The organism is Serinicoccus shuyuelongi, assembly GCF_045032955.1.
Classification (GTDB): domain Bacteria; phylum Actinomycetota; class Actinomycetes; order Actinomycetales; family Dermatophilaceae; genus Ornithinicoccus.
In genome coordinates, this window is sequence record NZ_JBJFZU010000003.1 from 170,282 (window position 1) to 192,963 (window position 22,682).

General features: G+C 72.4%; 21 protein-coding genes. 15 read left to right on the top strand and 6 right to left on the bottom strand.

Annotation, left to right across the window (positions count from 1 at the left end; genetic code table 11):
* Positions 1 to 87: 87 nt before the first annotated feature.
* From ACI3EY_RS05250 to ACI3EY_RS05270, 5 genes are all read left to right on the top strand, one after another.
* Positions 88 to 513, top strand: a complete 426-nt coding sequence (locus ACI3EY_RS05250; protein ID WP_405037830.1) for a DUF3040 domain-containing protein — start codon at positions 88 to 90, stop codon at positions 511 to 513.
* On the top strand, positions 483 to 1,121 hold the full coding sequence (gene sigK / locus ACI3EY_RS05255; protein WP_405037831.1) for an ECF RNA polymerase sigma factor SigK: 639 nt from the start codon (positions 483 to 485) through the stop codon (positions 1,119 to 1,121). The genes ACI3EY_RS05250 and sigK overlap by 31 nt, the downstream gene beginning before the upstream one ends.
* Before the next feature lie 5 nt (positions 1,122 to 1,126).
* Positions 1,127 to 1,876: an anti-sigma factor gene (locus ACI3EY_RS05260; protein WP_405037929.1), complete on the top strand. Its 750-nt coding sequence runs from the start codon at positions 1,127 to 1,129 to the stop codon at positions 1,874 to 1,876.
* 161 nt (positions 1,877 to 2,037) lie between these two features.
* Positions 2,038 to 2,796 carry a CHRD domain-containing protein gene (locus tag ACI3EY_RS05265; RefSeq protein WP_405037832.1) on the top strand — a complete coding sequence of 253 codons (759 nt, stop codon included), beginning with the start codon at positions 2,038 to 2,040 and terminating at the stop codon, positions 2,794 to 2,796.
* 1 nt (position 2,797) lies between these two features.
* Positions 2,798 to 3,601 (top strand): class F sortase, encoded by an 804-nt coding sequence (locus ACI3EY_RS05270; protein ID WP_405037833.1) that lies wholly within the window; start codon positions 2,798 to 2,800, stop codon positions 3,599 to 3,601.
* 65 nt (positions 3,602 to 3,666) lie between these two features.
* Here the strand turns inward: ACI3EY_RS05270 and ACI3EY_RS05275 are convergent, their stop codons facing one another.
* A complete protein-coding gene (locus ACI3EY_RS05275; RefSeq protein WP_405037834.1) occupies positions 3,667 to 4,155 on the bottom strand; it encodes a DUF456 domain-containing protein in 489 nt (162 codons plus the stop codon).
* A 91-nt stretch (positions 4,156 to 4,246) separates the two neighbouring features.
* Positions 4,247 to 4,462, bottom strand: coding sequence for a DUF7455 domain-containing protein (locus tag ACI3EY_RS05280; RefSeq protein WP_405037835.1), 216 nt, complete (start codon positions 4,460 to 4,462; stop codon positions 4,247 to 4,249).
* Between the two features lie 188 nt (positions 4,463 to 4,650).
* On the opposite strand from ACI3EY_RS05280, the gene ACI3EY_RS05285 reads away from it, so the two are divergent.
* The 3 genes from ACI3EY_RS05285 (at position 4,651) to ACI3EY_RS05295 (ending at position 10,832) form a co-directional block, all read left to right on the top strand.
* The gene (locus tag ACI3EY_RS05285; protein ID WP_405037836.1) at positions 4,651 to 6,768 is read left to right on the top strand and encodes a DNA gyrase/topoisomerase IV subunit B; all 2,118 of its coding nucleotides are present in this window, start codon (positions 4,651 to 4,653) and stop codon (positions 6,766 to 6,768) included.
* Positions 6,769 to 6,986: 218 nt separating this feature from the next.
* The gene (locus ACI3EY_RS05290) at positions 6,987 to 9,248 is read left to right on the top strand and encodes a DEAD/DEAH box helicase (protein WP_405037837.1); all 2,262 of its coding nucleotides are present in this window, start codon (positions 6,987 to 6,989) and stop codon (positions 9,246 to 9,248) included.
* A 27-nt stretch (positions 9,249 to 9,275) separates the two neighbouring features.
* Entirely contained in the window at positions 9,276 to 10,832 is a 1,557-nt protein-coding gene (locus ACI3EY_RS05295) for a phytoene desaturase family protein (RefSeq protein ID WP_405037838.1), read from the top strand.
* Positions 10,833 to 10,835: 3 nt separating this feature from the next.
* On the opposite strand, the gene aroQ is transcribed toward ACI3EY_RS05295, so the two are convergent.
* Positions 10,836 to 11,276: a type II 3-dehydroquinate dehydratase gene (gene aroQ / locus ACI3EY_RS05300; RefSeq protein ID WP_405037839.1), complete on the bottom strand. Its 441-nt coding sequence runs from the start codon at positions 11,274 to 11,276 to the stop codon at positions 10,836 to 10,838.
* Positions 11,277 to 11,329: 53 nt separating this feature from the next.
* On the opposite strand from aroQ, the gene ACI3EY_RS05305 reads away from it, so the two are divergent.
* The 7 genes from ACI3EY_RS05305 to ACI3EY_RS05335 all read left to right on the top strand — a co-directional run bounded on the left by ACI3EY_RS05305 (position 11,330) and on the right by ACI3EY_RS05335 (position 19,489).
* The gene (locus ACI3EY_RS05305; RefSeq protein WP_405039647.1) at positions 11,330 to 12,160 is read left to right on the top strand and encodes a DUF429 domain-containing protein; all 831 of its coding nucleotides are present in this window, start codon (positions 11,330 to 11,332) and stop codon (positions 12,158 to 12,160) included.
* A gap of 35 nt (positions 12,161 to 12,195) precedes the next feature.
* Complete coding sequence (locus ACI3EY_RS05310; protein ID WP_405039648.1) at positions 12,196 to 13,680, top strand: aldehyde dehydrogenase family protein; 1,485 nt, start codon at positions 12,196 to 12,198, stop codon at positions 13,678 to 13,680.
* A 116-nt stretch (positions 13,681 to 13,796) separates the two neighbouring features.
* Positions 13,797 to 15,092: an ABC transporter substrate-binding protein gene (locus tag ACI3EY_RS05315; RefSeq protein ID WP_405039649.1), complete on the top strand. Its 1,296-nt coding sequence runs from the start codon at positions 13,797 to 13,799 to the stop codon at positions 15,090 to 15,092.
* A gap of 2 nt (positions 15,093 to 15,094) precedes the next feature.
* Entirely contained in the window at positions 15,095 to 16,129 is a 1,035-nt protein-coding gene (locus tag ACI3EY_RS05320) for a carbohydrate ABC transporter permease (protein ID WP_405039650.1), read from the top strand.
* The gene (locus ACI3EY_RS05325; RefSeq protein ID WP_405039651.1) at positions 16,126 to 17,025 is read left to right on the top strand and encodes a carbohydrate ABC transporter permease; all 900 of its coding nucleotides are present in this window, start codon (positions 16,126 to 16,128) and stop codon (positions 17,023 to 17,025) included. The genes ACI3EY_RS05320 and ACI3EY_RS05325 overlap by 4 nt, the downstream gene beginning before the upstream one ends.
* Positions 17,022 to 18,434 (top strand): GH1 family beta-glucosidase, encoded by a 1,413-nt coding sequence (locus ACI3EY_RS05330; RefSeq protein WP_405039652.1) that lies wholly within the window; start codon positions 17,022 to 17,024, stop codon positions 18,432 to 18,434. Before ACI3EY_RS05325 ends, ACI3EY_RS05330 begins: the two co-directional genes overlap by 4 nt.
* Before the next feature lie 47 nt (positions 18,435 to 18,481).
* Complete coding sequence (locus ACI3EY_RS05335) at positions 18,482 to 19,489, top strand: LacI family DNA-binding transcriptional regulator (protein ID WP_405039653.1); 1,008 nt, start codon at positions 18,482 to 18,484, stop codon at positions 19,487 to 19,489.
* A 28-nt stretch (positions 19,490 to 19,517) separates the two neighbouring features.
* Here the strand turns inward: ACI3EY_RS05335 and ACI3EY_RS05340 are convergent, their stop codons facing one another.
* Genes ACI3EY_RS05340 through ACI3EY_RS05350 form a run of 3 tightly spaced genes read right to left on the bottom strand, consistent with a single transcriptional unit; the run spans position 19,518 to position 22,599 of the window.
* Positions 19,518 to 20,306 carry a helical backbone metal receptor gene (locus ACI3EY_RS05340; RefSeq protein WP_405039654.1) on the bottom strand — a complete coding sequence of 263 codons (789 nt, stop codon included), beginning with the start codon at positions 20,304 to 20,306 and terminating at the stop codon, positions 19,518 to 19,520.
* Positions 20,303 to 21,700 carry a UTP--glucose-1-phosphate uridylyltransferase gene (locus tag ACI3EY_RS05345; RefSeq protein WP_405039655.1) on the bottom strand — a complete coding sequence of 466 codons (1,398 nt, stop codon included), beginning with the start codon at positions 21,698 to 21,700 and terminating at the stop codon, positions 20,303 to 20,305. The genes ACI3EY_RS05340 and ACI3EY_RS05345 overlap by 4 nt, the downstream gene beginning before the upstream one ends.
* A gap of 29 nt (positions 21,701 to 21,729) precedes the next feature.
* On the bottom strand, positions 21,730 to 22,599 hold the full coding sequence (locus ACI3EY_RS05350; protein WP_405039656.1) for a DUF1295 domain-containing protein: 870 nt from the start codon (positions 22,597 to 22,599) through the stop codon (positions 21,730 to 21,732).
* Positions 22,600 to 22,682: the final 83 nt, after the last annotated feature.

The window sequence follows — 22,682 nt, forward strand, 5'->3', positions numbered from 1 at the left end:
TGCTCTGCACGTTCACCCCATATCCTGGACACTGATCTCTCTGGCACCGGCGCCGCGTCGCCGGAGCCATGACCGCACCCCCCGGAGGTGAACGTGCCGCTCTCCGAGCACGAGCAGCGTGTTCTCGAGCAGATGGAGCAGGCGCTCCATGCCGAGGACCCACGCCTGGCCAGCCAGCTCAACCGACCGGCCCCCAGCGGTGCAGGCGGTGGGCTGGACCGTCGGCGACTGGCGATCGGCATCCTCGTCGCCCTCGCCGGGCTGGCGCTCGTCGTCGTCGGGGTGATGGCCTCGGTCATCTGGGTGGGGGCCCTCGGCTTCCTGGCCATGGTCCTCGGCGGGGCCTGGGCGGCCACGCCGGCCGCGACCGCCAAGAACCCGCGGCTGCAGGTGGTCGGCAAGGACACCCCCGGCACCAAGCAGCAGCCCCGCAAGCAGCGCAGGTCGGGCTCCGGCAACTTCATGGAACGGATGGAGCAGCAGTGGGATCGACGACGGGAGCAGGGTCCCTGAGCTCCACGAACAGGAAGGACGCCGGGGCGGTCGGCACCGCCGACACCTCGGAGACCACGAAGGACCTCCCGACCCTCATGCGCGCCATCTCCGAGGGGGACCAGGTCGCCTTCGCCCGCCTCTACGACCAGGTCGCCTCCCGCGTCTTCGGCCTCGCCCTGCGGATCGTCCGTGACCGGGCGATCGCCGAGGAGGTCACCCAGGACGTCTTCCTCCAGGTGTGGCGTCAGGCCGGCGAGGTGGACCCGTCCAAGGGCTCCGCGATGGGGTGGCTGCTCACCCTGACCCACCGCCGGGCCGTGGACCGGGTCCGTTCGGAACAGGCGCAATCCGATCGGCTGCACCGCTACGAATCCCTGCACACAACACCCGCCTACGACTCGACGTCCGAGGAAGCGGTGGGGCGTATCGAGGCAGGTCGGGTGCAGAAGGCGCTCGCCCTGGTCGGTGAGCCGCATCGTACGACCGTCGAGCTCGCGTACTTCTCGGGCCTGACCCACCGCGAGGTGGCACAGCGGTTGGACATACCGCTCGGGACGGCGAAGACACGGATCAGGGACGGGTTACGCAAGCTCAGGGCCCAGATGAACGGAGGTGAGGAGAAGTGAACGAGATGCGTGACGAGGTGCACAGCCTCGCTGCTGCCTACGCAGTCGACGCCGTCGACGACGCAGAGCGGATCACCTTCGAGGCTCACCTGGACTCCTGCGCCGAGTGCCGGGAGGTCGTCGCCGAGATGTCCGACGCAGTGATGTTCCTGTCCGAGGGGCAGGAGGTCGAGCCGCCCCCGGCGCTGCGGACACGTGTGCTGGAGATGGTCGCCGCCGAGGCCGCGTCCGGCGCCGGGGAGAGCACCTCCTCGGCGACCTCCGCGAACTCCGAGGTGACCTCCCTGGAGGCAGGGCGCGAACGCCGCGAGCGGCGTCGTACCGGTTCCCGTTCCTGGCTGCTCGGTGCAGCGGCCGCCGCGGTGATCGCGGTGGGCACCTGGGGTGTGCTGCAGGGGATGGGTCCCGACCCGATCGAGCAGATCGTCGGGGCCGAGGACGCCGCCCAGTACACCGCCGACACCGACGACGGCATGGTGGCGGTCGTCACCTCCGCCGGCTCCGGTCAGGCGGTGCTGCAGCTGCCCGAGGGTATGCAGGGCCCCCAGGAGGGATCCGTGTACCAGGCCTGGTTCGTGCACGCCGACGGCACCGCCCGCTCCGCCGGGGTGCTCTCCGAGGAGGCGCTGGACGAGCGCGCCGACCTCCTGGAGGGCTCCACCGAGGGCGCCGTGGCGGTCGGTCTCACCGTCGAGCCGCCCGGCGGCTCCGCGGAACCCACCACCGAGCCGTTCGTCGTCGTCCCCCTCGGCTGACCGACAGGTCCCTCTGCGGTGGGGTTCCACCGACGGCTTCTCGCTTCGATCATGTGATCTGCATCACAGATGCAATCCGGATCACATCTGCCTGCGAATCCCCTGTGTCCCCAACGCGCGGTGGCACACCGGCCGCTGCGCACGACAGGAGGAGTGACCTGATGAAGATCACCACCGCACTGGCCGCACTGGCCGCCCCCGCCCTGCTCACCATGACCGCCGCCCCGGCGCTCGCGGACGACCACGAGCCCGTGGAGCTGATGACCACCTTCGGCGAGCTCAACGACTCCGGTGGCAGCGGCGAGGCCTGGGCCAAGGTCGACGGCAACGAGGTCTGGATGAAGGTCGAGGTGCAGGGCCTGCTCGACGGCGCCCCGCACGCCCAGCACATCCACCTCGGTGGCGCCGGGCAGTGCCCCGACCCGAACATGGAGGGCACCGGCTTCGAGGGTGCCATCCGCACCACCGACGCGATCGACAGCTACGGCGAGGTGCGCGTCTCGCTCACCGGCAACGACGCCGACACCTCCGAGGCCGCCGCGCTCGACGTGGCGAACTTCCCGGCCGTCGGCACCTACACCTACGAGCGCACCTTCGAGGTGCCGGACGACGTGGCGGCCGAGCTGAACGAGGGCAACGGCGTCGTCGTCATCCACGGGGTGGACCACAACGGCTCCGGCGAGTACGACGGCGACCAGGAGTCCGACCTCGACCCGAGCCTGCCCTCCGAGGCCACCGACCCGGCCCTCTGCGGAGCCTTCCAGATGGGCCAGATGAGCGCCCCCGGTGGTGGCGTGGAGACCGGTGGTGGGAGCACCTCGGGCCTGGAGAACTCCGGCCTGATGGCCGGTGGCGCGCTGCTTGCCGTCGCCGGTGCGGGTGCCCTGGCGCTGGGTCAGCGCCGTCGCGACGAGAGCTGACATGACCACGTCGTCATCAGCACGCCAGGGCCGTGGGGGAGTCACCCTCACGGCCCTGGCCGTCCTGGCCGTCCTCATCGGGGTGGTCGCCCTCGGTGTCGGGCTGGTCAACCAGCGGCCCGACCCGCCGTCGCCGACGGTGACCGCCTCGACCCCCGAGGAGACGGCACCGGCGACCGAGGAGCCGGCCCCCGAGCCGGAGGCCACCGCCACCGAGGAGCCGGGCGGGCAGCCGACCTCCTCGGAGGACCCGGACGCCGACCCGGTGACGGACGCGGAGTCCGACTCCGACGCCGAGCGGGCGGAGCAGGAGCCGGCGGCCGAGGTCGAGCAGGTCGCGGCGCTGCCCCGGTCCGAGCCGGTCGAGGTCCGCATCCCGTCGATCTCCGTCACCAGTCCGTTGCACCCGCTCGGGCTCAACGACGACGGCACCCTGGCGGTGCCCACCGGTGACCGTGTCGACGAGGCGGCCTGGTACGACGGGTCGCCCACTCCCGGGGAGCTCGGGCCCACCGTCATCGAGGGCCATGTCACCGGCCCGGGTGGTCGCGAGTCGATCTTCTTCGACCTCGGTGCCCTGGAGCCCGGGGACACCGCGGAGGTGGAGCGCGCGGACGGTCGGACGGTGACCTTCGAGGTGTACCGAGTGGACCAGTTCGCCAAGGACGCCTTCCCGACCGTGGACGTCTACGGCCCGACCGACGAGGCCGAGCTGCGCCTCATCACCTGCGGTGGGGAGTTCGACGAGGCCACCGGCCACCACGTGGACAACACGGTCGTCTACGCCCGGATGATCTCCGGCTGACCGCCCCTGACCGACGCCCCGGGTGCCCTCCGCAGGGGGGAGGGCACCCGGGGCGTCCTGCGTCCTCAGGACGGGGTGAGCACGAACGCGGCCAGCACGAAGACCGCGATGATGACGAACGCGGCAGCGAGCTCGATGAGGATGTTCAGACCGACCGCGCGCAGCGCGTGTCCGGTCGCGTGCCAGGCCTTCCTCCGGTCCCGGGTCCGCAGCAGGGAGATCAGGAAGATGCCCAGCGGGAAGCCCAGGAAGAGTCCGACCACCGGCACCAGGACGCCCAGCACGATGGCGCAGACCACGGCGATCACCAGGGTCGAGGTCGGCACCCCCGCCCGGCGCAGCCGCTGGCCCGGGACGGCCCACTGCAGGACCAGGCCGGCGAGGTAGACGACCGCGGCCACGCCCAGCACAACCCAGCCCAGGGTCGACTGCTCGGCCAGCACCCACACCAGGACGGCGAGCACCACGATCAGCAGCCCGGGCAGGACGGGCACGACGATCCCGAGCACGCCGACAGCCATCAGGACGAGGGTCAGGATCTCCGCGGTCTGCACCCTCCTGATTGTGCCCGAGACGACCGCGAGGCCCGTCCACGTGAACGTGGACGGGCCTCGGAAGTCTGCTGGAGGGGACGGCTCCCCTCGCTCAGAGGGCGGGGGACTCCTCGGCCTCCAGGCGGTGCGTCTCGTCGAGGATGTGCACGTCCTCGACCGCGCGCAGCTTGTCCAGGTGCTCGCGCCCGTGGTGGGCGCAGAAAAGGAGCTCGAGTCCCTCACCGATACGAGCCCGGACGTAGGCCTGGGCCCCGCACCGGTCGCAGCGGTCGGACATGGTCAGTTCGGCTGTCAGAGTGGCGGTCACGACTGTCTCCTCTCCATGGGACCAACATCTCGTTGGTCGTGTCACAGTCAAGCATGTCAACGCCCCGGGGTCCCCGGTTTGTGCCCGCTCCTGCTGGCGTTTCGCTGAGCGCGTAAGGCGGGGTGCTCCTGCGGCCCGTGCGCCGCGCCTCCCCGGGCCTGTCGGGGCCGCGCGCTAGCCTGCCGGGCGTGACCACTCAGGACTACTCCGCCCGGCACCTGCAGGTCCTCGAAGGCCTGGAGGCGGTGCGCAAGCGCCCGGGGATGTATGTCGGGTCCACCGACTCCCGGGGCCTGATGCACTGCCTGTGGGAGATCATCGACAACGCCGTCGACGAGGCGCTGGGCGGGCACGGGGACCGGATCGAGGTCATCCTGCACGCGGACGGCTCGGTCGAGGTGCGGGACCGGGCGCGGGGCATACCGGTCGACATCGAGCCACGCACCGGCCTGCCCGGGGTGGAGGTGGTCTTCACCAAGCTGCACGCCGGTGGCAAGTTCGGCGGCGGGTCCTACGCGGCCTCGGGCGGTCTGCACGGAGTCGGTGCGTCGGTGGTCAACGCGCTCTCGTCCCGGCTGGACGTGGAGGTCGACCGGGCCGGGAAGACCTACCGGATGAGCTTCCGCCGGGGTGAGCCCGGCACCTTCGACGACGGCGCCTCCGCGCCCACCCCGGAGTCCTCCTTCGCGCCCTTCCGGAGCAGCAGCGAGCTGTCGGTGGTGGGCAAGGCCCGACGCGGCGTCACCGGCACCCGGGTGCGGTACTGGGCGGACCCGCAGATCTTCCTCGCCCAGGCCCAGTTCGCCTACGACGAGCTCGCGGCCCGCGCCCGGCAGACGGCCTTCCTCGTGCCGGGTCTCAGCATGGTGGTGCGTGACGAGCGCGGGCTGCCGGGGACTCCCGGCGCCGACGGGCCGCACGAGGAGACCTTCGCCTACTCCGGTGGCATCACCGAGTACGCCGAGTACCTGGCCCCCGACACCGCGGTCACCGACGTCTGGCGGCTGCAGGGCTCCGGCACCTTCACCGAGACGGTGCCGATGCTGGACGAGCTGGGACACATGGTCTCCCGGGAGATCGAGCGTGAGTGCGAGGTGGACGTCGCCGTCCGCTGGGGCACGGGCTACGAGACCACCGCGCGCAGCTTCGTCAACATCATCACCACGCCCAAGGGCGGCACCCACGTCGCAGGCTTCGAGCAGGCGCTGATGAAGGTCTTCCGCAAGCAGCTGGAGACGAACGCGCGCAAGCTCAAGGTCGGCAGCGACAAGGTGGAGAAGGACGACATCCTGGCCGGGCTGACGGCGGTGGTCACGGTCCGGCTGCCCGAGCCGCAGTTCGAGGGGCAGACCAAGGAGGTGCTCGGCACCAGCGCGGTGCGTTCGATCGTCTCCCGCACCGTGGAGACCGCGCTCGTGGAACGGCTCACCAGCACCCACCGGGGCGACAAGGCACAGGCCTCGCTGCTGCTCGAGAAGGTCGTCTCCGAGATGAAGTCGCGCATCTCCGCCCGGCTGCACAAGGAGACCCAGCGCCGCAAGAACGCGCTGGAGTCCTCGTCGCTGCCGGCCAAGCTGGCCGACTGCCGCAGCAACGACACCGAGCGTTCCGAGCTGTTCATCGTCGAGGGGGACAGCGCGCTCGGCACCGCGAAGCTGGCCCGCTCCAGCGACCACCAGGCGCTGCTGCCCATCCGCGGCAAGATCCTCAACGTGCAGAAGGCCTCGGTCCAGGACATGCTCTCGAACGCCGAGTGCGCCGCGATCATCCAGGTCATCGGCGCGGGCTCGGGGCGGTCCTTCGACCTGGACCTGGTGCGCTACGGCAAGATCATCATCATGACCGACGCCGACGTCGACGGCGCCCACATCCGGACCCTGCTGCTCACCCTGTTCTTCCGCTACATGCGTCCCCTGGTCGAGGCGGGCCGGGTGTATGCCGCGATGCCGCCCCTGCACCGCCTCGAGGTCGCCGGCGGGGGCGGTCGCGGGAAGGGCCGCGGACCGGAGTACCTCTACACCTACACCGAGGCCGAGATGCGTCGGACCGTCGCGGGCCTGGAGAAGAAGGGTCGCAGCGTCAAACAGCCGATGCAGCGGTACAAGGGCCTCGGGGAGATGGACGCAGACCAGCTGGCGGAGACCACGATGGACCCCCGACACCGCACCCTGCGCCGGATCACGCTCGCGGACGCGGCACGCGCCGACGGGATCTTCGACCTGCTCATGGGGTCCTCGGTGGCTCCCCGCAAGGACTTCATCGTGGCCTCCGCGCACGACCTGGACCGCGACCGCATCGACGCCTGACCCCGGCACCGGGGAGGGGCTGTCCTCAGCGGTGCCCGGCAGCCGGTAGACTTGAACCTTCCCGTCGCCTTCGCGCTGATGGGTGACCCCGCAGGACGATCCGATCCTGGGGGACGATCTCGGGCGCCGCGACGAGCGCCCTGGAGGTAGGTCCGGTCACGCCGACAGGCGTCGAGGCGAGAACCCACCTCGACACCCCCTGAAGAGGTGAGCCATCCATGGCCAGTACCCCCCGCGCCGGCACGTCCGGCACCAAGAAGGCCCGTCACACCCCGGCCCAGAAGAAGGCCGCACGCGACGCCCGCGAGAAGCAGGCCCGTGCCCAGCTCAAGGGTGGCCGCGGCGCCACCAAGGAGCGGTGGCGCGACCGCGACGAGCGCGACCCGCGGGGTCGGGGAGAGCGCAGCGAGCGTCGTCGCACCGAGGAGGGCACCGCCCCCCGGCGCGACACCCGTGACGACCGCGGTGGTTACCAGCGGGACGACCGTCGTCCGGCAGCGCGCGACGATCGCGGCGGCAGCCGTGGTGGTTACCAGCGTGATGACCGTCGCCCGGCCCGTGACGACCGCGGTGGCTATCAGCGTGATGACCGTCGCCCGGCCCGTGACGACCGTGGTGGTTACCAGCGTGATGACCGTCGTCCGGCGGCGCGTGACGATCGTGGTGGCAGCCGTGGCGGCTACCAGCGCGATGACCGTCGCCCGGCCCGTGACGACCGCGGTGGTTACCAGCGTGATGACCGTCGTCCGGCAGCGCGTGACGACCGTGGTGGCAGCCGTGGCGGCTACCAGCGCGACGACCGTCGCCCGGCCCGTGACGACCGCGGTGGTTACCAGCGCGAGGACCGTCGTCCCGCCCGCGACGACCGCGGGGGCTACCAGGAGCACACCATCCGGGCCCACCGCGAGGAGCGCGAGGGGCGCCCGCAGCGGGGCCGGCACGAGGGCCGCAGCTGGGACGAGGGACGTCGCCGTGACGACCGCTTCCGCGGCCGGGACGAGCGTGGCGGCGGCGACCAGTTCGTCGAGGCCGAGGCCGAGCGCGACGAGGCGGACGCGGCATACCAGGAGCGACGCTCCGTGACGAAGGCGGAGAACATGACAGCGAGCGTCGAGGCGGACAACGGCTTCACCCCGATGGGGCTGCGGGAGGAGCTCGTCACCGCGCTGGCCAGGATCGGTATCACCACGCCCTTCCCGATCCAGTCGGCCACCATCCCGGACGCGATGGCCGGGCGGGACCTGCTGGGCCGCGGCCAGACCGGTTCCGGCAAGACGATGGCCTTCGGGCTGCCGATGCTGCACCGGCTCGCCGGTCGCCCCCGTGCGGTCCCGCACCGGCCGCGTGCGGTCATCCTCACCCCGACCCGTGAGCTCGCGATGCAGATCGTGGACGCCCTCGCCCCGCTGATGCGCGCCGTCGACCGGCGCTTCGTGCTGGTGGCCGGCGGGATGTCCTACACCCCCCAGCTCAAGGCGCTGGAGCGGGGCGTCGACGTGCTCGTCGCCACCCCCGGACGGCTGATCGACCTGATCGAGCGCGACGCAGCCGACCTCTCCGAGGTCGAGGTGATGGTGCTGGACGAGGCCGACCACATGGCTGAGATGGGCTTCGTCGAGGCGATCCGGCAGATCCTGGACCGCACTCCGAGCGACGGGCAGCGGCTGCTGTTCTCGGCGACCCTGGACCACGGCGTGGACCAGGTGGCCAAGGCCTACCTGACGGACCCGGTCACCCACTCCACCAACGACGCCCGGGCCAGCGTCACCACGATGGCCCACCACCTGTTCCTGGTGCACCCGCACCACAAGAAGCCGATCACCGCGGCCATCGCGAACCGCACCGGACGCACGGTCGTCTTCTGCCGCACCAAGCTCGGCGCCGACCGCGTCGCCATGCAGCTGCGGGAGTCCGGCGTCTTCGCGGCCGCGCTGCACGGCGGCCTGAACCAGGCCCAGCGGACCCGGGTCCTGGACGCCTTCAAGGGCGGCAGCCTGCCGGTCCTCGTCGCCACCGACGTCGCCGCCCGCGGCATCCACGTGGACGACGTCTCCCTGGTGCTGCAGGCCGACCCGCCGGCCGACCACAAGGACTACCTGCACCGCTCCGGTCGCACCGCCCGCGCCGGCGAGGACGGCGTGGTGGTGACCCTGGCGCTGCCGCACCAGAAGCGTCAGGTCTCCCGGATGCTGGACGCGGCCGGCGTGGAGGCGGCGCCGATGACGGTGGCCCCCGAGGACCACACGGTCATCGAGACCGCCGGTGGCTCGGTGCCCACCGCCGAGCCCGTCCCGCAGAGCCGTCTGGACGAGGTCATGCGGCCCAAGCGTCCGACCGGGCGCCGGGGCCCCGCCGCCCGCGGCGGTGGCCGCGGACCGCGGCACGGCGGGTCCCGCCAGGCCGGTCAGGGAGCGCGGCACGGCGGCCCGCGTCGTGAGCGCTCCAGCGACGGACGACCGGACTGGCGCCCGCGCGACTGAGGCGCCTGACGCCCTACCATCGACCCCATGACTTCCAGCCACGACGTCGTGGTGGTCGGTGGTGGCCACAACGGCCTCACCGCGGCCGCCTACCTGGCCTCGGCGGGACGCTCCGTGCTCCTGCTGGAGCGGTCCCCCGAGCTGGGGGGAGCCACCGTCTCGGCCGAGGCGTTCCCGGGGACGGGGGCCCGGCTGTCCCGGTACTCCTACCTGGTCAGCCTGCTCCCGCGCCGGATCGTGGACGACCTCGGGCTGTCCCTGCGGCTGGCCCGGCGGCGCTACTCCTCCTACACCCCGGTGCCCGGCGAGGACGTCGGTCTGCTCATCGACAACGGGGACGAGCAGGCCACCCGCGCGTCCTTCGCCGCCGTCGGCGCGGCCGCGGACGCCGCGCGCTGGGGACAGTTCTACGACCGGGTCGGTGAGCTGGCCCGCACCGTCTGGCCGACGGTCACCGAGCCGCTGATGCGGCGCCGGGAGATGGCGGACCGGATCGGTGACCCGGCCCTGGTGCGGGACTTCCTGGACCGGCCGCTGGGCGAGGTCGTCGAGGCCAGCCTGGCGCACGACCTGGTCCGTGGCGTCGTCCTGACCGACTCGCTGATCAGCACCTACGCGGACGCGCACTCGGCCCACCTGCGGCACAACATCTGCTTCCTGTACCACGTCATCGGGGGCGGCACCGGGGACTGGGACGTGCCCATCGGCGGCATGGGTCAGGTGTCCGACCAGCTGGCGCAGGTGGCCCGGCGGGCCGGTGCCGAGCTGCGCACCGGCGCCCGGGTCACCGCCGTCGAGGAGGGGGCGCTCACCTGGGTCGACGCCGAGGGCGCGGAGCACCGGGCGAGTGCCGGGCACGTGCTGTGGGCGGCCGCGCCCGCGGTCCTGGACGGGCTCGCCGGAGGGGCCGCGGGGGAGCGGGTGGAGGGCTCGCAGGTGAAGGTCAACATGCTGCTCTCCCGGCTGCCCCGGCTGCGCGAGACATCGGTGGCGCCGGAGGCCGCCTTCGGTGGCACCTTCCACATCAACGAGACCTACACCCAGCTGCACGAGGCGTACACCGCGGCCGGGCGGGGGGAGGTCCCCGCCCCGATGCCCGCGGAGATCTACTGCCACTCGCTGACCGACCCGAGCATCCTGGCGCCGCGGCTGCGGGACTCCGGTGCGCACACCCTGACCGTCTTCACCCTGCAGACCCCGGACCGGCTGCTCGACGGCGACGCCGACCTTCACGACGAGGCGCGGGCCCGCCTCGAGCGCGCGGTGCTGGACTCCCTGTCCTCGGTGCTGGCCGAACCGGTGGAAGACGTCCTCCTGCGCGACCCGCAGGGCCGTCCGTGCGTGGAGACCCGGACCACCCGGGACCTGCAGGACAGCCTGGCCATGCCCGGCGGCAACATCTTCCACGCACCGCTGGACTGGCCCTGGGCACCCGACGACGCGCCGCTGGACACCCCCGCCCGGCGGTGGGGCGTGGACACGGCATACCCCTCGGTGCTGCTCGCCGGGGCGGGTTCCCGGCGTGGCGGCGGGGTCAGCGGGCTGGGCGGCTACCACGCCGCCCGCGCCGTGCTCGAGAGCTGAGCCTCAGCCCCGACGGGCCAGGTGCTCGACCGCCCAGCCGTAGCCGTGTATCCCGGCGCCGGCGATCACCGTCTCCGCGACCGGCGACAGGTAGGAGGTGTGCCGGAACGCCTCCCGGGCGTGCGGGTTGGACAGGTGCACCTCGACCACGGGCAGCCCGCAGGCCTTGACCGCGTCCAGCAGCGCCACCGAGGTATGCGTGTACGCGGCCGCGTTCAGCACCACGCCGAGGACGTCCCCGGCGGCCCGTGCCTCGTGCAGCGCGTCGATCAGCGCACCCTCGTGGTTGCTCTGCAGGCAGGTGACCTCCAGCCCGTGCTCGGCGGCCCGCTCGGCGCACAACGCCTCCACGTCGGCCAGCGTGGCGGTGCCGTAGATCTCCGGCTCGCGGGTGCCGAGCAGGTTCAGGTTGGGTCCGTTGAGGACGAGGACGCGCCGCGGCATGGCGCCTACGTTCTCACACCCCCTCCCGGTCCCGCTCTGGCTAGGGTGGCGTCATGGGTATGACGCAGTGGTGGCAGCGGGCGACCGGTCGGGGCCGGGCCGAGGGCTCCCCGGTGGCCCGCCCGGCGGCCACCCGGCGCGAGGACCCGCCGGTGACCTGGCCGACCGAGCGCCCCGGCGCCCGACCGGAGATCGACCCGGACCTACCGGTGCTTGGCGTCGACGGGTGCCGGGCCGGCTGGGTCGGGGCCGTGCTCGACCCCGGGGGTCACGGCACCCCCCAGCTCATCGTCGCCGCCACCCTCGCCGAGGTGGTCCGGCAGGCGGGTCCGGTGGCGGTGACCGCCATCGACATCCCCATCGGTCTGCCCGACGACACCCGCCGCGAGGCGGACGTGCAGACCCGTCGTTTCGTCGGCGGCGCCAAGGCGTCCTCGGTCTTCACCACACCGGTGCGGGCGGCCCTCTACGCCGGCTCCTACAGCGAGGCCAACACGATCAACCGTGACCGCCTCGGTGCCGGGTTGTCCCAGCAGGCGTACGGGTTGCGGCGCAGCATCCAGGACGTCGACGCCTGGCTGCGGCAGGACCTGCCCTGCGTGGTGGTCGAGGCGCACCCGGAGGCCAGCTTCGCGATGATGACCGGGGCGGCGCTGATCTCCCGCAAACGCTCCGGGGAGGGTGTCCAGGAGCGGCGGGACGCGTTGTCCTCGGTCGGCATCGCGCTGCCCTCGGCCACCCTGCAGGGCGTGGGCCGGGACGACACGGTGGACGCCTGCGCCGTGGCCTGGACCGCGCACCGGGTCAAGACCGGCCACAGCCGCACCTTCCCGGACGAGCCCGAGGTCTTCAGCGACGGCATACCCGCCGCGATCCACGTCTGACCACCCACTCACCACCCCACCAGGAGCCCCGTCCGATGAGCAGCACCTTCCCCACCTTCGAGGCCGACACCCCCCGCAGCTACCGGATGCTGATCGGGGGCAGCTGGGTCGACGCCGCCGACGGGCAGCGGATCGACGTGATCACCCCGATCGACCGGCACCGGGTGATCGCCACGATCCCGCGGGCCGGGGAGGTGGACGCCGACCGGGCCGTCGCGGCCGCACGGGCCGCGCAGCCGGGGTGGGCGGCGCTGCCCTTCACCGAGCGTCAGCGGGCGCTGCTGCGGATCGCCGACGACCTGGAGGCCGTGGTCGAGGACCTGGCCGCGCTGACGGCGCTGGACACCGGAAACGCGATCCGCACCCAGGCCCGCCCCGAGGCGGGTCTGCTGGTCGGTGCCTTCCGCTACTTCGCGGGTCTCGCCGGGGAGCTCAAGGGGGTGACGCTGCCGACCGGCAGCGACGCGCTGTCCCTGACCCGCCGGCTCCCGCTGGGCGTGGTCGCCGGGATCCTGCCGTGGAACAGCCCGCTGATGATCGCGGCCTTCAAGCTGCCGGCCGCCCTGGTCTCGGGCAACGCGATGGTGCTCAAGGCCGCCGAGGACGCCCCCACGACGGTGCTCGAGCTGGCCGAGATCTGCGCCCGTCACCTGCCCGAGGGCGTGCTCAACGTGGTCACCGGCTACGGGCCCGAGATCGGCGAGGCGCTGGTCGACCACCCCGGCGTGGACAAGGTCTCGTTCACCGGCTCCACCGCGACCGGCTCCGGGGTGGCGTCCCGGGCCGGCGGCCGGCTCGCGCACGTGAGCCTGGAGCTGGGCGGCAAGAGTCCGTGCATCGTGCTCCCGGACGCCGACGACGAGGACACGGTCGAGCAGGTGATGCTGGCCACCCGCTTCGCCCGGCAGGGCCAGAGCTGCACCTCCGGGTCGCGCCTCTTCCTGCACGAGGACATCCACGACAGCTTCCTGGAGAAGGTGGTGGCCCGGGCCGCGCAGATGCGCGTCGGCGACCCCCGGGAGGAGAGCACCGACATCGGCTGCATCATCAACGCCCGGCAGTGGGACCGGGTGCAGGGCTACATCGACGACGGGCTGGCCAACGAGGGTGTCGAGGTCGCCTACGACGGCCGCCCCGCGCTGCAGGTGGGGGAGCCCGGTTTCTACCACGCGCCGATGATCCTCACCCAGGTCCGCAACGACTGGCGGATCGCCCGGGAGGAGATCTTCGGCCCGGTCCTCTCGGTGCTCCGCTGGCGGACCGAGGACGAGGTGGTGGCGATGGCCAACGACAGCCACTACGGCCTCGCCGCCTTCGTCTTCGGCCGGGACATCGGGATGGCGCTGCGGACCGCGCAGCGGGTGCAGTCCGGCTGGGTGCAGGTCAACCAGGGCGGCGGGCAGCAGGTCGGGCAGTCCTACGGCGGGATGAAGGCCAGCGGCCAGGGCCGCGAGTTCTCGTTGGAGGGGATGCTCGAGGGCTTCACCCAGATCCAGCAGATCAACGTGCGGCTCTCCTGAGCAGGCCGCCCGGAGGCTGACCGGCAGGGGGCGTTGACACCTCCGCCATGTCCGTGCCATTGTTGTGAGAGCGCTCTCACGACTGTCGTACAGGGCGTACCGACAAAGGAGTTGGCATGCAGATCAGGCGACGCACGACGCTCCTCGCCGCCACCGTCACCAGCGCGCTGGTGCTCGGTGCGTGCGGTGGGGGCGAGGACGAGGACGAGGACGGGGCCGGCAGCAGCGATGGCGAGGGTGGTGACATCACCCTCTCGGTGGCGACCTTCAACGAGTTCGGCTACGAGGAGCTGCTCCCCGAGTACGAGGAGCTCAACCCCGGCATCACCGTCCAGCACGTCAAGGCGGACACCGCCGACAACGCCCGCGCGGCGCTGCGCAACAGCCTGGGCGCGGACTCGGGGGCCTCCGACATCGAGGCCGTCGAGGTCGACTGGGTCACCGAGTTCCGCCAGTACCCGGACAAGTTCGTCGACCTCACCTCCGAGGAGGTCGAGGGCCGCTGGCTGCCCTGGAAGACCGAGGCGGTGACCCTGGAGGACGGCATGCTGCTCGGTTACGGCACCGACATGGGCCCGCAGGCCGTCTGCTACCGGGCCGACCTCTTCGAGCAGGCCGGCCTGCCGACCGACCGGGACGAGGTGGCCGCGCTGCTCGAAGGCGGCTGGGACACCTACTTCGAGGTGGGTGCCGACTTCGTGGCGGCCACCGACATCCCCTGGTACGACTCTGCCGGTGCCCTCTGGCAGGGGATGATCAACCAGGTCGAGCAGCCCTACGAGACCCCCGAGGGCGAGATCGTCGCCCTGGACAACCCGCAGATCCGTGAGCTCTACGACCAGGTGCTCACCGCCTCCGTCGACCAGGGGCTGTCCGCCGGCCTGGGGCAGTGGAGCGCCGACTGGAACGCCGCCTTCCAGGGCGACGAGTTCGCCACCATGCTCTGCCCGCCCTGGATGCTCGGCATCATCGAGGGCAACGCCGCCGACGTCGACGGCTGGGACGTGGCTCCGGTCTTCCCCGGCGGCGGCGGCAACTGGGGCGGCGCCTACCTGACCGTGCCCGCCCAGGGCGAGCACGTGGAGGAGGCCAAGGCCCTGGCCGCCTGGCTCACCGCGCCGGAGCAGCAGATCAAGGCGTTCGAGTCCAAGGGCACCTTCCCCAGCCAGGCGGAGGCGCTCGAGTCCGAGGAGCTGGCCGCGTCGAGCAACGCCTTCTTCAACGAGGCCCCCACCGGCACGATCTTCGCCGGCCAGGCCGACGCGGTCACCGTCACCCCGTTCAAGGGCCCGCGGTACTTCGAGATCAACACGGCCATGGCGGACGCCATCAGCCGGGTCGACGTGGACCAGACCGACGACGCCGACAGCAGCTGGGACAAGTTCGTGGCCGCCGTGGGCGAGCTGCGCTGAGCATGTCCGTCTCCACCCCGGTGCCCGCCCCGCCCTCGACCTCCGCGGCCGAGGGCGGGGCCGGCCGGGCCACCCTGGGAGCCGGCTCGGTGGCCGGTCGGGGTCCGGGCAGCGGCCCCCGGGAGCGGTCCCGGTTCCGGCTCCGGCTCTCCCGACTGGACACCACCGGCTCCCCGTACCTCTACATCGCGCCGTTCTTCATCCTCTTCTTCGTCACCGGGCTCTTCCCGCTGGTCTACACCGGCTGGGTCGCCCTGCACGACTGGGACCAGATCATGGGGCAGGGCCCCTTCGTCGGCCTGCAGAACTTCGCCGACGTGCTCGCCGGGCGCAGCTTCTGGAACGCGCTGACCAACACGGTCAGCATCTTCCTGCTCTCCTCGGTCCCGCAGGTGCTGGCCGCGCTGGCCATCGCCGGCCTGCTGGACCACAAGCTGCGCGCGGCCACCTTCTGGCGGATGGGGGTGCTGCTGCCCTACGTGGTCGCCCCGGTCGCGGTGGCGCTGATCTTCTCCAACCTCTTCGCGGACCGGTTCGGCCTGATCAACACCCTGCTGGGCACGGTGGGGCTCGACCCGGTCGGGTGGCACTCCGACCGCTTCGCCAGCCACGTCGCGATCGCCAGCATGGTCAACTTCCGCTGGACCGGCTACAACGCGCTGATCCTGCTGGCCGCGATGCAGGCGATCCCGCGGGACCTCTACGAGGCTGCCGCCATCGACGGCGCGGGTGGGCTGCGCCGCTTCGTCTCGATCACCATCCCGATGCTGCGGCCGACGATGATCTTCGTCATCATCACCTCCACCATCGGTGGGCTGCAGATCTTCGACGAGGCCAAGATGTACGACCAGTTCGGTCGCGGCGGGTCCGACGGGCAGTGGCAGACGCTGACCCTCTACCTCTACGAGCTGGGCTGGAACCGGGCCGACTTCGGGCGGGCCTCCGCCGTCGCGGTCCTGCTCTTCGTCCTGATCGTCCTCATCGGCCTGGTGAACTTCGCCGTCAGCCGCCGCATCGCGAGTCAGGGACCACGATGAGCACCACTCCCGTCCCCGTCCCCACCCAGGCGGACGTCGCTCCCGACCCCCGACGCACTCCTCGTCGTTCCCGCGGTGCCGACCGCCGGCCCGGGTGGATCGTCTACGGTCTGCTGGGCGCGGTGCTGGCCGGCAGCGTCTTCCCGCTGTGGTGGTCCTTCCTCATCGCCAGCCACGACTCGACCGTGCTCACCCGGACCCCGTTCCCGATCGTGCCGGGCGGCAACTTCCTGGCCAACGCGGCGACCGTCTTCGACACGGTCGAGTTCTGGCGGGCCACGCTGAACTCCGTCATCGTCTCCACCACGGTGTCCGTCTCCGTCGTCTTCTTCTCCACGCTGGCCGGGTATGCCTTCGCCAAGCTCCGCTTCCGGGGGTCGGGACCGCTGCTCATCTTCGTCATCGCCACCATGGCGATCCCCACCCAGCTCGGGGTGGTGCCGCTCTACCAGGTGATGGCGGCGCTGGGCTGGACCGGTGAGCTGTCCGCGGTCATCGTCCCGGGGCTGGTGACCGCCTTCGGGGTGTTCTGGATGACCCAGTTCCTCAGCCAGGCGGTGCCCACCGAGCTGATCGAGGCCGCCCGGGTGGACGGCGCCAGCATGTTCCGCACCTTCTGGCACGTCGGCGTACCCGCAGCCCGACCGGCCGCGGCGATGCTCGGCCTGTTCACCTTCGTGGCGACCTGGACCAACTTCTTCTGGCCCTTCATCGTCCTCGGACCCTCCAACCCCACCCTCCCGGTGGCCCTGCAGCAGCTGCAGGCGGCGCACTTCGTGGACTACTCGCTGGTGCTCGCCGGCGCCATGCTCGCGACGGTGCCGCTGTTGGTCCTCTTCGTCGTCGCCGGGCGCCAGCTGGTCTCCGGCATCATGCAAGGAGCAGTGAAGCAATGAGCACCCCCATCACCTTCCCCACCGAGTTCCTCTTCGGCTCGGCCACCGCGGCCTACCAGATCGAGGGTGCCGCCTACGAGGACGGGCGCCGGGACTGCATCTGGGGCCCGTTCGCGGCCACCCCCGGCAAGGTGGTCGGCGGGCATACCGGCGAGGTCGCCTGCGACCACTACCACCGGATGCCGCAGGACGTGGCGCTGATGCGCTCGCTCAACCTCGGCGCCTACCGGTTCTCGGTGTCCTGGGCACGGGTGTGCCCGGACGGGCGCACCGTGAACGCGAAGGGCCTGGACTTCTACTCGCGCCTGGTCGACGAGCTGCTCGAGCAAGACATCCTGCCCTGGGTCACCCTCTACCACTGGGACATGCCGCAGGCGCTGGAGGAGCTGGGCGGCTGGCCGGCCCGGGACACGGTGGACCGGTTCACCGACTACGCGCTCGCCGTGCACGACCGCCTGGGTGACCGGGTCCGGCAGCTGACCACGCTGAACGAGCCGTGGTGCTCGGCATTCCTGGGGTATGCCGCGGGCGTGCACGCCCCGGGGCGCACCGAGCCGACGTCGGCGCTGCGGGCGGCGCACCACCTGCTGCTGGCCCACGGCCGGGCGGTGGGCGCGCTGCGCGAGCGGGACCCGCAGCTGGAGCTGGGCCTGACCCTGAACTTCACCGACATGCAGCCGCAGCGGCCCGACTCCGCCGCCGACCAGGACGCGGCCCGCCGGCTGGACGGGCTGGCCAACCGGCTCTTCATCGAGCCGATCGTCCGGGGGGAGTACCCGCAGGACGTGCTCGCGGACCTGGGTGAGCTGTGGCCGGAGGGCCTCGTCCAGGACGGTGACCTGGCGGACATCAGCACACCGGTCGACGTGCTCGGCGTCAACTTCTACACCGGCTCGATGGTCACCGGCTGCGACCCCGACGTCGCGGCCCGGGCCGCCGCCCAGTCCCGGACCTACGACCCGCCCTCGCCCAACGTCGGCTCCGAGCACGTGCGGGTGGTGCGCCGGGGCCTGCCGGTCACCGACATGGGCTGGGAGATCCAGCCCGACCGGCTGCGTGCCCTGCTGGTGCGGCTGCAGAGCGACTACACCGGGGCGGCCGGGATCGGGCTCTACGTCACCGAGAACGGCGCCGCGATGCCGGACCTGCCGGGCCCCGACGACGTGGTCGACGACCAGGACCGGATCGCCTACCTCGACGGGCACCTGCGCGCGGTGCACGCGGCGATGGACGAGGGCGCCGACGTCCGCGGCTACTTCGTCTGGTCGCTGCTGGACAACTACGAGTGGCACCACGGCTACACCAAGCGCTTCGGGATCGTCCGGGTCGACTACGACACCCAGCGCCGCATCCCCAAGGCCAGCGCCGGGTGGTTCGCGGACATGGCAGGATCAGGGTCGATCGCCTAGCACCAGGAAGGCCCGATGCGCGCCGTCATGCTCCCAGGCGGGCCCGGATGACGGCCCGCCGCCCCCCGACGTTGGAGGACGTCGCGGCCCGCTCGGGCGTGTCCCGGGCCACCGTCTCCCGGGTCGTCAACGCCGACCCCAGGGTCCGGGAGGAGGCGCGGGCCGCGGTCGACCGGGCGATCACCGAGCTGGGGTACCGGCCGAACCGGGCGGCCCGTTCGCTGGTGGTCCGGGAGCCGAACTCGGTCGCCGTGGTGGTGCCCGAGACCGACCAGCGGGTGTTCGCGGACCCGGTCATCATGTCGATGCTGCGCGGGGTCAGCGCGGGTCTGGAGGAGAGCCCGCTGCAGATGGTGCTGGTGCTGGGCAGGTCCGGCCGGGACACCGAGCGGCTGGAGCGGTGGCTGCGCGGCGGCCACACCGACGGGGCCATCGTGCTCAGCGCCCACCTGGACGACCGGGTCACCGAGGTGCTCAGCCTGATCGGGCTGCCGACCGTGGTCATCGGCCGCCCGCCCCGCGGCGGCTCTGCGCTGCCCTACGTGGACCTGGACAACGTCAGCGGTGGGCGGCTGGCGACGCAGCACCTGCTCGCGCGCGGGTGCCGCCGGATCGGGACGGTCGCCGGACCGTTGGACATGGCGGCCGGGCAGGACCGGTTGACGGGCTGGCAGGAGGCGCTGGCCGCCGCCGGCCTGCCCGGCGACGCGGTGGTGCACGGCGACTTCTCCTCCGAGGGCGGCCGGGCCGCGACGCGCGAGCTGCTCGTGGCCCACCCCGACCTGGACGGCATCTTCGTCGCCTCCGACCTGATGGCCGCCGCCGCGGTCAGCGAGCTGCACGCCGACGGGCGCCGGGTGCCCGACGACGTGGCGGTGGTCGGCTACGACGACTCGCCGACCGCGGGCCTGACCCACCCGCGGCTGACCACCGTGGCCAACCCCGGGGACCTGCTGGGCGCGGAGGCCACCCGGATGCTGCGCGAGCTGCTGGCCGGACGGGAGGCGTCCTCGACGGTGCTCCCCACCCACCTGGTGCCCGGCGGCACCGCCTGAGGGCGGGTGGTGCAGGGGAGGGCTCCCCTCAGCGGCGACCCACCCCGTCCAGCACGTCCCGGGCCTCGACCATCGACGGGCCGTACCAGGTCAGCAGCCGGCCGCTGACCAGCCGGGTCGGGGTGCGGGTGAAGACCTCGGGGCCGTCCTGCTCGGTGAAGACGTAGGGCTCGTCGGGCAGCAGCACCACGTCGGCGCCCGCCGCGTCCAGCTCGGCCGGGTCGACCTGCGGGTAGCGCTCCGCGTGCGCGGCGTGGACGTTCTCCAGCCCCGCCCGGGCGAGCAGGTCGGTGGTGAAGGTGCGGGACCCGACGACCATCCACGGGTCACGCCAGATCGGGACGGCGACGCGGGCCCGGGGCGCGGGCACGGCGGGGGCGGCCGCCCCGTCACCGGCGGGACCCCAACGCTGCTCGACCTGCTCCAACCAGGGCGGCGCGCCCCAGCCCAGCACCTCGGTCAGCAGGGTGCGCAGGCATACCAGGGCGTCCGGCACCGACTCCACCACCCCGACCCAGACCGGGACCCCCGCCGCACGGAGCCGTCTCACGTCGAGCTCACGGTTCTCCTCCTGCACGCAGACCACCAGCTCGGGCTCGAGCGCGACGACCGCGGCCCGGTCCGGGTTCTTGGTGCCCCGGACCCGGGTGACGTCCAGGTCGGCGGGGTGGGTGCACCACTGGGTGGCGCCGACCAGCGCCTCGGGCCGGGTGGCGGCGAGCGCCTCGGTCAGCGAGGGCACCAGGGAGACCACCCGGCCCACCGGGCCGTCGGGCAGCGTGAGCTCGCCGCCCAGGTCGTCGGTGAGACGTCTCACGCCTGGCCGGGTGCCGGGGTCCCCAGGGTGCTGCCGTCCTCGACGGTGCCCCCCTCCGGGCCCAGCCGGGCGGCGCCGACGACGCGGACCCCGGAGCCGAAGCGCCAGTCGCCCTGCACCTCGAACCGGGTCGCCTCCACCAGCGAGGGCACCCCGGCGGGGAAGCGGGCGTCCAGGTCCCCGATCATCCCGTAGTGGTCCTTGTCCAGGTCCACCACCGGCGCCGGGTCCATGGTGCGCGATAGCCGGTAGGTGGAGTCGTCCACCCGGTACACGTCCGAGCGGAGCAGGGTGAGCTCGTTGGTGGTCTTCACCGGGACGAAGCGCTCGCGGGTCACCCCGACGGACACCGCGTCGTCGAAGAGCTCGACGGCACCGCCCATCGCGGACTCGATCTGGACGACCGGGGTGGAGCCCTTGTCGGTGGGGTCCACGGTCTTGGCGTTGCGGATCAGCGGCAGCTCCAGCACGCCCCCGCGCTCGGTCAGCATGGTGTGCAGCCGCTGCAGGTCGAACCACAGGTTGTTGGTGTTCACGTACGGGTGGGTGTCGGCGTCCATGAAGTGGACCATCTCGTCCTCGGCGGTCTGCGCGGTGTCCCGCAGCACCAGGCGCCCGTCCGAACGGCGCCGCACCAGGTGGCCGCCCTTCTTGTCCATCTCGGTGCGCGGGCACACCTCGGCCGCGTAGCCGGCGCCGCTGGCCGCGAACCACGCCGCCAGCCGGCCGTCCGGGACCGCCCCGAGGTTGTCCACGTTGGAGACGAAGGCATACCGGTAGCCGTCCTCGATCAGCGCCTCCAGCAGCCCGCTGGCCAGCAGCGACGGGTAGAGGTCGCCGTGCCCGGGTGGGCACCACTCCAGGCGCGGGTCGGTCTCCCAGGTGACCGGGGTGAGGTCGTCCGCCCGCAGCTTGGGTTCCTGGCTCTGCAGGAAGTCCAGCGGCAGGTCGTCCACCGCCAGGTCGGGGTAGCCGGCGAGGGCCTCCAGCGTCGGGTCCTGGGTGGAGAAGCTGTCCATCAGGATGAGCGGCAGGGGTATGCCGTGCCGCTCCCGCAGCGCGAGCACCTGGCGCACCGTGATGTCGAGGAAGCTCAGGCCGTCCCGCACCGGGAGCAGCGACTTGGGGCCGGCCAGGCCCATCGAGGTGCCGAGACCGCCGTTCAGGGTGAGCACGACGGTGCGACCCAGCGCCGCCCGCTCCTGCTCGGCGTCGACCTGCACGTCCTCCAGCTGCACCGTGGGCAGCGCCGGCTCCACGTCGGCCTCGGCGATCAGCCCGGTGGCGCCGGCGGCCAGGTGGTCGTAGTGCCGGGCGAAGGTGTCCCGGGCCGGCCGGCTGACGCCCGCCACGCGCATCCGCTCCAGTGCCTGCTCACGTCCCTGCGAGGTCATGGCACCAACCTAGCCGAGGGCACCGGGCCTCAGCGCGAGCGGCCGCCGGGCACCGGCAGCAGCACCGGGGTGGACCGCTTGTAGGCCTCGTAGTCCTGCTGGCCGCCCCAGCGGGCGTCGGCGCGGCGTTCCAGCGGCGGCACCCCGCTGGCGAACCGGAGCTGGAGGTAGATCAGCACCGGGGACAGCAGGGTGAGGTACTGCCAGCCGGAGAGCACCGGCAGGGCGACCAGCGCCACCCCGAGCCAGAGCAGGATCTCGCCCACGTAGTTGGGGTGCCGGGACCAGGCCCAGACGCCGGTGCTGATGAACCTGCCCTGGTTCGCCGGGTCCGCCCGGAACGCCGCCTTCTGGGCGTCGGCGGTGGCCTCCAGGGCGAACCCGAGCACCCACAGGCCGATGCCGACCCCGGCGAGCCAGCCCAGCGGCAGCCGTTCCTGGGAGGTGATCGCGGTGAGGGCCGCCCCGGCGGTGAACACCACCCACAGGGCCTGCGTGCTCCACACCAGCAGGAAGCGGGACCAGCTCTGCTTCAGCTCGTCGAAGCGGCCGTCGCTGCCGGAGGCCAGGATCCGGCGGAACAGGAAGCTGCCCAACCGCAGCGCCCAGAGCAGCACCATGGCCCCGAGCACCCAGGCCCGGGCGTCCCGGTCCTGGGCCAGCACCAGGGCCAGCACCGTGAGCAGACCGAAGGTCAGGGAGCCGGTGAGGTCGAAGAAGCGCTCGGTCCGGCGCAGGAAGGAGGGCAGGTAGACCGCCCAGTTGAGCAGGTAGGCGACGAGCACCAGCAGCACCACCACCGGCCAACCGCCGTCGAGGCGTTGTCCGCCGTCGGCGGCGGCGAGTGCCAGGCCGGCGCCGGCGAGGGTGACGGCGACGACCAGGGCGAGGCTCTTCATACCGGCACCCTAGGCTCACCCCCCATCTTGACCAAGACGTCAACCCGAGGACCGGCGTCCACTACCATCGAGGTGCACAGTCA

What these genes read in the sequence shown, in the direction of transcription:
- aroQ (WP_405037839.1), bottom strand. Translation starts at nt 11,276, where the DNA reads ATGCCGCGGCGCGTCCTCGTCCTCAACGGACCCAACCTGAACCTGCTC.
- ACI3EY_RS05290 (WP_405037837.1), top strand. Translation starts at nt 6,987, where the DNA reads ATGGCCAGTACCCCCCGCGCCGGCACGTCCGGCACCAAGAAGGCCCGT.
- ACI3EY_RS05345 (WP_405039655.1), bottom strand. Translation starts at nt 21,700, where the DNA reads ATGACCTCGCAGGGACGTGAGCAGGCACTGGAGCGGATGCGCGTGGCG.
- ACI3EY_RS05320 (WP_405039650.1), top strand. Translation starts at nt 15,095, where the DNA reads ATGTCCGTCTCCACCCCGGTGCCCGCCCCGCCCTCGACCTCCGCGGCC.
- ACI3EY_RS05310 (WP_405039648.1), top strand. Translation starts at nt 12,196, where the DNA reads ATGAGCAGCACCTTCCCCACCTTCGAGGCCGACACCCCCCGCAGCTAC.
- ACI3EY_RS05330 (WP_405039652.1), top strand. Translation starts at nt 17,022, where the DNA reads ATGAGCACCCCCATCACCTTCCCCACCGAGTTCCTCTTCGGCTCGGCC.
- ACI3EY_RS05350 (WP_405039656.1), bottom strand. Translation starts at nt 22,599, where the DNA reads ATGAAGAGCCTCGCCCTGGTCGTCGCCGTCACCCTCGCCGGCGCCGGC.
- ACI3EY_RS05270 (WP_405037833.1), top strand. Translation starts at nt 2,798, where the DNA reads ATGACCACGTCGTCATCAGCACGCCAGGGCCGTGGGGGAGTCACCCTC.
- ACI3EY_RS05305 (WP_405039647.1), top strand. Translation starts at nt 11,330, where the DNA reads ATGGGTATGACGCAGTGGTGGCAGCGGGCGACCGGTCGGGGCCGGGCC.
- ACI3EY_RS05335 (WP_405039653.1), top strand. Translation starts at nt 18,482, where the DNA reads ATGACGGCCCGCCGCCCCCCGACGTTGGAGGACGTCGCGGCCCGCTCG.
- ACI3EY_RS05260 (WP_405037929.1), top strand. Translation starts at nt 1,127, where the DNA reads ATGCGTGACGAGGTGCACAGCCTCGCTGCTGCCTACGCAGTCGACGCC.
- ACI3EY_RS05315 (WP_405039649.1), top strand. Translation starts at nt 13,797, where the DNA reads ATGCAGATCAGGCGACGCACGACGCTCCTCGCCGCCACCGTCACCAGC.
- ACI3EY_RS05295 (WP_405037838.1), top strand. Translation starts at nt 9,276, where the DNA reads ATGACTTCCAGCCACGACGTCGTGGTGGTCGGTGGTGGCCACAACGGC.
- ACI3EY_RS05265 (WP_405037832.1), top strand. Translation starts at nt 2,038, where the DNA reads ATGAAGATCACCACCGCACTGGCCGCACTGGCCGCCCCCGCCCTGCTC.
- ACI3EY_RS05325 (WP_405039651.1), top strand. Translation starts at nt 16,126, where the DNA reads ATGAGCACCACTCCCGTCCCCGTCCCCACCCAGGCGGACGTCGCTCCC.